Here is a 9,932-nt window from a genome sequence, read left to right on the forward strand (position 1 = left end):
CTACAGCGTTGGGTATCCGCAATTTTAGTTTACATGAACATCATGAAGGATAAAAATATACTCATCATCGGGGCCAGTTCGGGTATTGGCCATGCACTGGCCCGGCAACTACAGGAACAGGGGGCAACACTCTTTACAGCCGGCCGTACACAGCCGGAGGGAATTCAGTCAACGCACATGACCTGGGATGTTACGCAGACTCCCGCTGCGGAGGCATTCGGTCAACTTCCCGACATCCTGCACGGGCTGGTGTACTGCCCCGGAACTATCAACCTCAAACCCTTTCATCGACTGACGCCGGACGATTACCGGCACGATTTCGAGGTAAACGTGATGGGCGCTATCGGCGCGATTCATGCGTCTTACGCAACCATCAAGAAATCCAGATCGGCCAGTATTGTGCTGTTTAGCACGGTTGCTGCCAAACTGGGTATGGGAATGCACTCGTCCGTATCGGTGGCTAAGTCGGCGGTAGAAGGGCTGACCAAATCGCTGGCGGCTGAACTGGCACCGTTCAATGTGCGGGTCAACGCCATAGCTCCCTCCCTAACGGATACCCCACTGGCTGGCTTCCTGCTGGCCGACGACAACAAGCGCGAAGCAGGCAACAAACGCCACCCACTCAATCGGTATGGCACCCCTGAGGATATTGCCAGTATGGCCGCTTACCTCCTCACCGATCAGGCCAGTTGGATAACCGGTCAGATAATTGGAATCGATGGGGGCATGGGAAGTCTGAAATAGTGATTATCGTTTCTGGTCTGTGGACACAAATACGCCTGCAGACCAGAAACGATATACCAGAAACCAGTTACACCATCGGCCCAACACGCTCCAGCAGGGCTTTTGATTTACGGATACCTTCGTACTCATCCAGGCCACTCCCTTCGTATTCAATACCCATGATGCCCTTGAAACCGCTGTCTTTCACGATCTTCATAATGCGGCTGTAGTCGGTTTCCACGCAGTTGCCACTACCATCAAAATCGTAGAACTTAGCGGAAGCTCCTTTGGCGAAGGGCATCAATTCTTTAGCCCCTTTATAGCGGTCATATTCTTCGGCGCAGGTATGGTTTTCGCCCCGCTTTATACAGAAATTGCCAAAATCAGGCAGTGTTCCCACATTCTTCATACTTACCTGTTTCATCACACCAGACAGCCACTGGCCGTTTGACGAATACCCACCGTGGTTCTCCACGATCACGTTGATGTTCATGGTTTTGGCATATTCGCCCAGTTTGCTCAGGCCTTCAACGGCTGCTTTGGCTACCTCTTCGGCTGTGCCCTGTCCGGCAGCATTGACCCGGATGGTTTTACAGCCCAGGTATTTGGCGCATTCAACCCATTGGTGGTGATTCTCAACGGCTTTGTTCCGCTCCGCAGCGTCCGAAGCCCCCAGATTTCCTTCCCCATCGATCATAATCAGGTGGTTGGTGATGCCATTGTCCTTACAGCGCGTTAAGAGGTCGTTCAGGTAGGCTTTGTCCCGTGCTTTATCCTTAAAAAACTGGTTGACATACTCCACAATGCTGATGTCGAAGTCTTTGCGGGCTATACCGGGGAAGTCCAGGTTGGTAATTTTCTTGGCAAACAGGGCTTTGTGTAATGACCACTCGGCCAGCGAAATATCAAAGAACAGCTTCTTTGTGGGGGCTTCGGCAAAAACGGATGGCAACAGGGCCATACCAGCCATTGTGCCTGCGGTCTGCTTTAAAAATTGTCGACGATTAGTAGTCATAGAAAACGGATTTTGGCGATAAATTCAGGTAAACAGTCGTTCACCCGGTAAAGATAAAAATGGATGAAATCTTACTCATTCGATTTACCCCGGGGGCCAGGGTTTAACGTAGTGCCAATAGGTTTCCTGCGTAACTTGCCCGTATGATTACACTCGATACCATTCAGACGGCACATGACCGCATCCGGCCTTACATTCACCGTACAGCCGTATTAACCAATCAGACGATTAACGACCGCGCCGGGGCGGAGCTGTTTTTTAAATGTGAAAACTTCCAGAAGATAGGTGCTTTCAAAGCGCGGGGTGGGCTGAATGCCGTGTTGCAGGTAGCCCGGAACAAAGAAGGAGCGGCTATTACCACGCACTCGTCGGGCAATCACGCGCAGGCCGTTGCCTTTGCCGCCCGCCAGGTGGGCCTGCCTGCCTACATCGTAATGCCCCGCACGGCTCCCAAGGTGAAAAAGGAGGCTGTTCTGGGATACGGAGCCGACGTAATTGAATGCGAACCAACTCTCGACGCTCGCGAGGCCGGGGTTCGGGACGTGATGCAACGGACGGGTGCCGTGCTGGTTCACCCCTTTGATGATGACCGCGTGATTGCCGGACAGGCTACAGCCGCCAAAGAACTGATTGAGGATACCGGACTGGATGGTCTTGGCCAGGACCATCCGTTCGATGTTATTCTGGCACCCGTTGGTGGGGGAGGACTACTCAGCGGAACAGCCCTGGCTACCCATTATCTATCGCCTACTACACGCGTTATTGCCGGAGAGCCGGAGGGAGCAGCTGATGCCGTTTTATCGTTTCGAAGTGGACAGGTGGAAAAAGCGCCGTACATCAACACCATTGCCGATGGACTGATGACCAGCCTGAGCGAACGTACACTGGCCATTATTCAAGCCCACGTGACCGATATCCTGACGGTTTCTGATGCGGAGATTATTGATGCCATGCGACTCGTGTGGGAGCGGATGAAAATCATTATCGAGCCATCCTGCGCCGTACCATTAGCCGTTGTGCTCAAACACAAAGAACAATTTGCCGGACAGAAAATCGGTATTATTCTAACGGGTGGGAATGTGGACCTGGGAAAGCTACCGTTCTAAAATTAGTCTGCGCAGTTTTTCAAATGTTTTGGCATAGACTGTTCTCTCAAAAATGAAGGGACCAACTTCCTGATAACGCGAAAGGTCGGGGGCTGAATAGTTGGTTTCATACCCAAACTCTTTCCAGATTACCTGCTTTTCGGTTACCTCGATTTTGGCCGTTATGGCTCCACAACCAATGTCGCCACACTCCGGGCAAACGTAAAAGCTCGTTCGGCCGGTTGTCAATTCGGGTGGTATAAGGCCCAGGAACTCGTCTACCCGGTCGTTTTCGTGCCATTTGTCCGGTATCCAGCCAAAGATGCCTATCCGGTCAGCCATAAAAGCGCTCACCAGTTGCCCAAGTGATTGACCCGAAACGATGAAGTCGATGTGCTTTCTTTCGGCTTTTGATAAGCCATCCACAAAGAGTTCTCCGGGCCGGTGTCTGTATTCCAGCGTGAGTGTATCCATAGGCAGTCGGGGTAGGAGCCAGTTGGTAGCGGCTTTTAGTCGTTCTCTGATGAGTCAGCAACGATCTTTTTCTTGGACGAAAATTTACTAATCAGGATACCAATCAGGACAACGGAATAAAACTGACCTACAATGCCCAATAACGCTGTGGTTAACCGGGTGTGGTGCTGGCTGGGCGTGATGTCACCAAAACCGATACTGGTGAAAGTGATGCTGCAAAAATAAACGAAGTCCATGAACGTCCCCGCCGGACTACTGATGTCGATACCCTTGAATGAATGGACATCATCGTAGTAAAAAGCCTGAAACAGGAAAACGCTGATTTCAATCAGCAGTAAATAGCCACAGGCCGATGCTGAAATGATATCGATATCAATGTAGCCGGGCCTGATTAGAAACCTGCTGATTTCGATGAAGATAAAAATGAAGAAGACAACGTAGGTTACATTCAACGCAAGCATCACTGTCAGGAAATCGGTGGCGTAGGTCAGGGCAAGCGGTAACAGAATTGTCAGTATGAAAAGGATGTTTCTCAATATGATTGTTCGTCGGCCTTTGCCGATGAAAACGCCCGTACTGAAAATGCCCAGCACAGCCATATTGATGGGCCAGATTATTTTGGTGTAGGCGGGTAAATCCGACAGGAAAATGCCAATAAACAGGTGCTGGAGCAACGCACACAAGAGTAATTCGTATTTGCGTTTTCGAAAAAAAAGAACGAGTTCCCGCATTATTTCAGTTTACGTTAGTAAAAATACCATGTTGACTACCCTCTCCATTCGGCCTGTTACTCCCGAACAAACCTATTCCTTACGGCATAGCGTCCTTTGGCCTGACAAATCGCCCGCATACATAAAAGTAGAAAATGATACCGAAGGTTATCATTTTGGTGGATTTCGACAGGATGAACTCATTGCCGTTATTTCTCTTTTCGTCGCCGACGAAGTAGTCAATCCAGGCGGGGCCTGGATTGGCCGGGCCCGATTCAGGAAATTTGCGGTCCATCCCGATTATCAGCACCAGGGTATTGGTACGTTACTACTCAATCATGTTATTGCCGAAGCGAAGCGTTTAGGGGCTGCTTCTTTATGGTGTGATGCCCGGATGGATGCGGCTGATTTTTATCAACGTTTTGGTATGAAGGCTGTTAGTGAAGTTTTTTACAAAGGCCCGATTCCTTATGCCCGATTTTCGCGTACCTTGTAGCAGTCCTTTTTTGGTAAAACAATCTATCTGATAGAAGTATGAAACAATACCTGACGCTAGTACTGCTCAGTGGCCTGCTGGCAATTGGCACGGCAGCCAGTGCCCAAATGATGGCTACCGATTCTACCGCTTTAAAAGCCTGTGTTGGTACCTATACCTTTGACAATGACAGCCCTGTGCGCAAATACGTCGTGACCCTGAACAAAGGGGACCTGTTCGGGCAGGCGGATGACATGGGTAGTAATAAACTGGTGAAGAAAGAAGGGGACGATACGTACCAGTCGACCAGCTCCTACGGATCTGTGATCACGTTTATCAGGGATACAGCTACAAAAGTCATTACTGGTTTTAAGATGGCTGTTCAGGGGACCGAATTAAACGCAAAGAAAGATAACCCGTAACCAAATAAGTACTTTCATAGTTGAGAAATCGAACGAATCACTCAACTATGAAAGTACTATCATTTCATCTGACCGGCGTTGCCATGTCGGTATTCCTCCTGGGTTGTAATCAGAAGAAAGAAACCAATCAAACCGCGGATACGGTTACTACCGCCGATACAATCCTTACATTACCGGCTCCTTACGCTACCGAATCAGCCAAGAACTTCAGCAACGTCACTGGATGGCCCGATGGAAAAACCCCTCAGGCTCCAGCCGGTTTCGCCGTGACCGAGTTTGCCCGTGACCTGGTCAACCCCCGCTGGCTCTACGTAGCGCCGAACGGCGATGTCTTTGTAGCCGAAGCCAATACGGAGCCCAAAGGGGTTAAAGATGCCGTTGTCAACACCGTAACCGGTAAGGGTAAATCGCAGCGGACCGAAGCCAGCGCTAACCGGATTACGCTTTTCCGGGATACCAACCAGGATGGAAAACCAGATCAGCGCGAAGTATTCCTATCCGGTCTTAACCAGCCCTTCGGGATGCTGGTACTGGGCGATGGTTTCTACGTGGCTAATACCGATGCCCTGATGCGGTACGATTACAAACCGGGCCAGACCAAACTGACTGCATCGGGTAAGAAGATTCTGGACCTCCCCGCCGGGGGCTACAATAATCACTGGACCCGTAACCTGCTGGCCAGTCCCGACGGTCAGAAAATATACATCTCGGTCGGGTCGGCGAGTAACGTGGGCGAACACGGGCCCGAAGAAGAGATACGGCGGGCCAATATCATTGAAATCAATCCGGACGGAACGGGTGAGCACATCTACGCCAGTGGCCTGCGCAACCCGGTCGGCATGGACTGGCAACCCACCACCAACAAACTCTACACCGCCGTCAATGAGCGCGATGAACTGGGAGACAACCTGGTGCCGGATTACCTGACCAGCGTGAAAGAAGGCGGCTTTTATGGCTGGCCCTACTCGTATTACGGACAAAATATAGACCCTCGCCGGAAAGGAGAACGACCTGATTTGGTTCAGAAAGCTATCGTTCCCGATGTCCCCCTAGGGTCGCATACCGCTTCGCTGGGTCTGACTTTCTATACGGAGGGGAGCAAGGGGGCCAATAGCTTTCCGGCTCATTACCAGAATGGCGCATTCGTTGGGCAACATGGTTCCTGGAACAGGACGCAACTGTCTGGTTACAAAGTTGTTTTCGTTCCCTTTCAGAACGGGCAACCCGGCACGCCGGAGGATTTCCTGACGGGTTTTCTGGCGGGTAACAACAAAGATGCCTACGGTCGGCCGGTAGGTGTTGTCCAATTACCCGACGGTGCACTGCTCGTGGCCGACGATGTATCCGGGCGGGTATGGCGGGTAGCCGCCAGTAAATGAGTAAGGGGAAACTAAAGGAATTTGCTTGCTCATTTACTGGCTTAGAATTGATAGAACACCCGCGTCCGAAGGCCCAGCATGGCACTTTTTTGCCAGTCGGAATCTGGTGACAGGGGTAAAGCAAGGAGTGGGCTACCCTGTACTACCCAGTGGCGGCTTTGCCATTCCAGACTCGTACCCAACGTGAATGAATTCAGTAAACCTACCGGACGGCTTTGCCTGAAACTAGCCTGATCAAAACCACGGGGAGAATTACGGAAGTAGAAGTCTACTCGCTCTACGCTGCTCAGATTAACGTACGTGCCAACTGTTGGCAGCAGTGTTAGTGTACGACCGAGAGGAATTCGGTAGCTAAGGCTTAGTGGTATCTGAAAACGATGGACACGGGTATCTATGTTCAGGATATCCTGAAGGTCCAGTTTTTGATTAAGCCCACGACCAAATTCTTTCTGAAAATCCCGGTGGGTCCGGTTATCAAAATCATTGGCCGTTATAAACAGCCCACCCAGGTACGTTGCTTTGCTCAAGCCTACACCCAGTGCCCAGTGTTTGTTAAGCTGTATTTCGCTGAAGGCACCGGCACTCCACATGTGCGCGTCAACATCGCTGCCTACACCTACTCTGAGTCCGGCAGCTAATGGGGTGACAGGCTGCCTGGCAGGCGCCTTTACGTTTGCTGCCTTTGCAACGGATTGAGTGGCTACAGGCGCCGATGGCTGAACCAGATGCATCCGCTTTGCCCTCCGGACCAGGGCTGAATTCCAGTCATGGTCCGGTAAAGACAGGGGTAAGCTGTTAGCCAGTTTATACGTTTCGAATGCTTCCGTACTAGTCAGCGCTGGCTCAGACGGATTGGCATTCGCCCGATCTGATCCCCGCGCTGTCGTCTCCGACGGCTGCTGAACCGGTTTGGCCGACTGACCATATGAACTCGATGGATTGCCTGCCTGAGTTGCTGTTGAGCGATTAGGAATGTACCCGTTCCTGTCCGCCGTCGCCCTGTTTCGGTTATCAGGTGCATTGACCGGGCTTGGTTCGGACGTATGACTGCTGTTCTCAGCATATGCTTCAGGTTGCGCTGAAGTCGTCCGTCGAACGGGTTCGCTGGCAGCTACCGACGGAGCCGAAATGGGTTGTTTGTTAGTTAAAGGAGTAGAGAAAGCGCCATATTTGTCTGTTTTGAGGTTCCTGTTCGATTTCGTTTGGGTGCGTGCGTCATCGACCGGAACTGACGTTCGGCCAGCGACAACATCGCGTTGTTTAGGAGGAATATCCATTCGCCTGGTAGTCTGCTCGTCGGTTGCTTCCTGCCGCACTGCATTTGGCAACGTTTCAGAACGGGTACTGGCAGCTGTATCCTGGTTACCGGGGGCTTGTTGCTCTTCCCGACTATCCGATCCTGTTTCGGGGGCTGACTGCGAACGATACTGACTATTGAGCTTCGATAAAGTCGGGCTATCGGGCGTTGTCGAAACCTGGGCCGGTTGCGTGGCCACCGCCTGTTGTTTGAGTTGCCCTACTGTTTCGCGCAGGGTATTGATTTCGCTCCGTTGCCAGATGCTGAAGGCAATCAATACGACGGTACTAACGGAGGCTGCTGCCAGCAACCAGGAGGAACCCGACCAGACACCACTACTGAAGGGCGTACCGGTTGTGGGTGAGCCAGGCTGGGGCGGCATGGCCTGCTGTAGCGAGGCCTGCATACGCGTCCAGTCTTTGTCGGTAAATTCCGGTCGAATACTTTCCAGTTTTCGCCGGATAATGTCGGAAAATCGGTCAGTTTTCATGGTAGGGAATAGAGGCACCAGGGCCTGAATTTTCGTAAAAAGGATAAGCCTGTTTGATAAGTATCTGTAATTTTTGCCGGGCACGGGCGTAGTTGGAGCGGACAGTTGCTTCATTATGCTCCAGTATACCGGCAATTTCGTGAAGACTGTACCCGTCCACGACGTGCATCATAAACACCGTTCGGTAGGTTGGTGTTAATTTTTGTACCAGGGCCAGAATTTCCTCGGCTGCAATCTGATCAACGATGTTATCGTCAAACGAAACCTGCTCACCCGCTTCCAGCGATGTGTGTTGCTCAAAACGGCTGTTTTTACGGTAATGGCTAATGGCCGTATTGACCAGAATAGTGCGGAGCCAGGCCTTGAACGGTAAGGCATCATTGTAGCTGTCCAAATGTTGAAACGCTTTCAGAAACCCTTCATTCAGTACATCTTCTGCTTCTTCAACGCTTGATGTGTAGCGCAGACAGATACTTTTGGCGTAACCAAAAAACTGCTTGAACAACGCTCTCTGCGCACGCGGGTCATTCGTGCGGCAAGCCTGAATGACGCTTAGCAGGTCATTCTCAGCAAATGGAGACGATTTCCGGAAAAACAAAGTCTGGTCAGATTTACGTACACACCCCTAGTTGTAGTGAAATACGCGCTACGAACGGATAACGTTGCAGTTATTGTTTAAAGTTGTTAAAATTTAAGCAAATCTGCCACAATTAGCCCTGTCGTTACGTAACGGTGAAAAATGGGTTTACTCACCCCATTTTATGTGACTAAATGAATGTGCTGGTAATTGGCGATGAACATACGTATGGGTATGGGCTGACAAACGGTAGGCTTAGTTTTATTGGACATTTTATTCGGCAGATCAAGCGTACCGGACAGGCGGTATCGGTCGATGTATACGCTCATCTGACGATGACGCAGGTGGCATCAACTTTAGCCCATCTGCCGCTCAGTCGCTACGACCTCATTATCGTTCAACTCGATCAATTGCTTATTCAACCCAATGAGCGTGACTTTATGCATGCGCCAGGCTTAGCCATGCCCTCGCTTCCCTACTCCCTCATTAACCAGCCAGGGGCGGGCAGGAAAACATTGTTTACTGGTATGAAAGCACTTGGTACATTGCTCCGTTCTGTCATTAGGCCGGCCCATTCGCTGCCTATAGCTGGGTTGTTGAAACAATTACGCCCTTACCAGCATAATGTGCTGATAATAACGCCAATTCCGCACCGGGAGCGGCTAACCCGCTGGTTGCGGCTACGGGTGCGAACGTTGTTACTTCGGGAAGCGGAAAAACAGACCGTCAGTGTATTCGATGCCGATACCGTTATCCGGCCGAAAGAGGAATATTTTTTGCCGAATGATGTCGATCACCTGAGTGCCGTTAGCCACGAGTTGCTGGGGCGTTCGCTGTTCGATTTTTACTTGTCGGCTCCTACCATCATTACCATACAGTCCATTCGTCGGGAATAGATTTCTTTGCAGCATAGTACTATCAATAGTTCGTCAATAATTAAGCAGCTATACAGCCGAAACTATACAGTTGACGCACTTGAGGGTCATTTTTAGTCAGCTCAGTGCCTTGCGGTAAGATGGAAAAAAAACGATCCAGTAATAACTTGTTGTGATACAGGGTCTTTACATCAGCCATCGAAAAAGGCTGCTGACCAACGCCCTGCTCTATTTTGGCGATATTGACCGCTGACAAAGCGGTGTTCACATGGAAATCCAACTTGTTGACCGACCGGGCCTGACAGTCAGTGAGACCCGTAAACTGCTTAGCATCGCGGATTAAAAACTCCTGTTGATAGCGCAGTCGGTAGTACTTCACAATCAGCCAGGCGGGTAAGGTTAGGTCCGTT

11 protein-coding genes and 1 pseudogene are annotated in these 9,932 nt (G+C 50.8%); 6 read left to right on the top strand and 6 right to left on the bottom strand.

Features of this window, described 5'->3' with window-relative positions; translation table 11 throughout:
* The first annotated feature begins 42 nt into the window (after positions 1 to 42).
* The gene (locus B157_RS0113530; protein ID WP_026308684.1) at positions 43 to 744 is read left to right on the top strand and encodes an SDR family NAD(P)-dependent oxidoreductase; all 702 of its coding nucleotides are present in this window, start codon (positions 43 to 45) and stop codon (positions 742 to 744) included.
* 67 nt (positions 745 to 811) lie between these two features.
* Here the strand turns inward: B157_RS0113530 and B157_RS0113535 are convergent, their stop codons facing one another.
* Positions 812 to 1,738, bottom strand: a complete 927-nt coding sequence (locus B157_RS0113535; RefSeq protein ID WP_026308685.1) for a sugar phosphate isomerase/epimerase family protein — start codon at positions 1,736 to 1,738, stop codon at positions 812 to 814.
* Positions 1,739 to 1,881: 143 nt separating this feature from the next.
* Here B157_RS0113535 and B157_RS0113540 point away from each other — a divergent pair, with 143 nt between their 5' ends.
* Positions 1,882 to 2,844: a threonine ammonia-lyase gene (locus B157_RS0113540; RefSeq protein WP_020603855.1), complete on the top strand. Its 963-nt coding sequence runs from the start codon at positions 1,882 to 1,884 to the stop codon at positions 2,842 to 2,844.
* Here the strand turns inward: B157_RS0113540 and B157_RS35310 are convergent.
* Both B157_RS35310 and B157_RS0113550 read right to left on the bottom strand, forming a co-directional pair.
* Positions 2,833 to 3,297 (bottom strand): hypothetical protein, encoded by a 465-nt coding sequence (locus tag B157_RS35310; RefSeq protein WP_020603856.1) that lies wholly within the window; start codon positions 3,295 to 3,297, stop codon positions 2,833 to 2,835. The two genes, B157_RS0113540 and B157_RS35310, sit on opposite strands and share 12 nt — an antisense overlap.
* A gap of 35 nt (positions 3,298 to 3,332) precedes the next feature.
* Positions 3,333 to 4,028 (bottom strand): potassium channel family protein, encoded by a 696-nt coding sequence (locus B157_RS0113550; RefSeq protein WP_020603857.1) that lies wholly within the window; start codon positions 4,026 to 4,028, stop codon positions 3,333 to 3,335.
* 28 nt (positions 4,029 to 4,056) lie between these two features.
* On the opposite strand from B157_RS0113550, the gene B157_RS0113555 reads away from it, so the two are divergent.
* From B157_RS0113555 to B157_RS0113565, 3 genes are read left to right on the top strand one after another with little or no spacing between them, the layout of a single operon-like run.
* On the top strand, positions 4,057 to 4,503 hold the full coding sequence (locus tag B157_RS0113555; protein WP_020603858.1) for a GNAT family N-acetyltransferase: 447 nt from the start codon (positions 4,057 to 4,059) through the stop codon (positions 4,501 to 4,503).
* Positions 4,504 to 4,541: 38 nt separating this feature from the next.
* A complete protein-coding gene (locus B157_RS0113560; RefSeq protein ID WP_020603859.1) occupies positions 4,542 to 4,904 on the top strand; it encodes a hypothetical protein in 363 nt (120 codons plus the stop codon).
* 47 nt (positions 4,905 to 4,951) lie between these two features.
* A complete protein-coding gene (locus B157_RS0113565; protein ID WP_020603860.1) occupies positions 4,952 to 6,283 on the top strand; it encodes a PQQ-dependent sugar dehydrogenase in 1,332 nt (443 codons plus the stop codon).
* Between the two features lie 41 nt (positions 6,284 to 6,324).
* Here the strand turns inward: B157_RS0113565 and B157_RS0113570 are convergent, their stop codons facing one another.
* Both B157_RS0113570 and B157_RS0113575 read right to left on the bottom strand, forming a co-directional pair.
* On the bottom strand, positions 6,325 to 8,070 hold the full coding sequence (locus B157_RS0113570) for a hypothetical protein (RefSeq protein ID WP_020603861.1): 1,746 nt from the start codon (positions 8,068 to 8,070) through the stop codon (positions 6,325 to 6,327).
* Positions 8,060 to 8,668 carry an RNA polymerase sigma factor gene (locus B157_RS0113575; RefSeq protein WP_020603862.1) on the bottom strand — a complete coding sequence of 203 codons (609 nt, stop codon included), beginning with the start codon at positions 8,666 to 8,668 and terminating at the stop codon, positions 8,060 to 8,062. The genes B157_RS0113570 and B157_RS0113575 overlap by 11 nt, the downstream gene beginning before the upstream one ends.
* Before the next feature lie 173 nt (positions 8,669 to 8,841).
* Here B157_RS0113575 and B157_RS0113580 point away from each other — a divergent pair, with 173 nt between their 5' ends.
* Positions 8,842 to 9,543 carry an SGNH/GDSL hydrolase family protein gene (locus B157_RS0113580; RefSeq protein ID WP_020603863.1) on the top strand — a complete coding sequence of 234 codons (702 nt, stop codon included), beginning with the start codon at positions 8,842 to 8,844 and terminating at the stop codon, positions 9,541 to 9,543.
* Between the two features lie 40 nt (positions 9,544 to 9,583).
* On the opposite strand, the pseudogene B157_RS38995 reads toward B157_RS0113580, so the two are convergent.
* Positions 9,584 to 9,932 (bottom strand): annotated as a pseudogene (locus tag B157_RS38995) (hypothetical protein); the annotation flags it as partial.

The organism is Spirosoma spitsbergense DSM 19989, from assembly GCF_000374085.1.
GTDB classification, from domain to species: Bacteria; Bacteroidota; Bacteroidia; order Cytophagales; family Spirosomataceae; genus Spirosoma; species Spirosoma spitsbergense.

Excerpts from the sequence above, each read along its gene's own strand:
- B157_RS0113530 (WP_026308684.1), top strand. The coding sequence starts at position 43 with ATGAAGGATAAAAATATACTCATCATCGGGGCCAGTTCGGGTATTGGC.
- B157_RS0113535 (WP_026308685.1), bottom strand. The coding sequence starts at position 1,738 with ATGACTACTAATCGTCGACAATTTTTAAAGCAGACCGCAGGCACAATG.
- B157_RS0113540 (WP_020603855.1), top strand. The coding sequence starts at position 1,882 with ATGATTACACTCGATACCATTCAGACGGCACATGACCGCATCCGGCCT.
- B157_RS35310 (WP_020603856.1), bottom strand. The coding sequence starts at position 3,297 with ATGGATACACTCACGCTGGAATACAGACACCGGCCCGGAGAACTCTTT.
- B157_RS0113550 (WP_020603857.1), bottom strand. The coding sequence starts at position 4,028 with ATGCGGGAACTCGTTCTTTTTTTTCGAAAACGCAAATACGAATTACTC.
- B157_RS0113555 (WP_020603858.1), top strand. The coding sequence starts at position 4,057 with ATGTTGACTACCCTCTCCATTCGGCCTGTTACTCCCGAACAAACCTAT.
- B157_RS0113560 (WP_020603859.1), top strand. The coding sequence starts at position 4,542 with ATGAAACAATACCTGACGCTAGTACTGCTCAGTGGCCTGCTGGCAATT.
- B157_RS0113565 (WP_020603860.1), top strand. The coding sequence starts at position 4,952 with ATGAAAGTACTATCATTTCATCTGACCGGCGTTGCCATGTCGGTATTC.
- B157_RS0113570 (WP_020603861.1), bottom strand. The coding sequence starts at position 8,070 with ATGAAAACTGACCGATTTTCCGACATTATCCGGCGAAAACTGGAAAGT.
- B157_RS0113580 (WP_020603863.1), top strand. The coding sequence starts at position 8,842 with ATGAATGTGCTGGTAATTGGCGATGAACATACGTATGGGTATGGGCTG.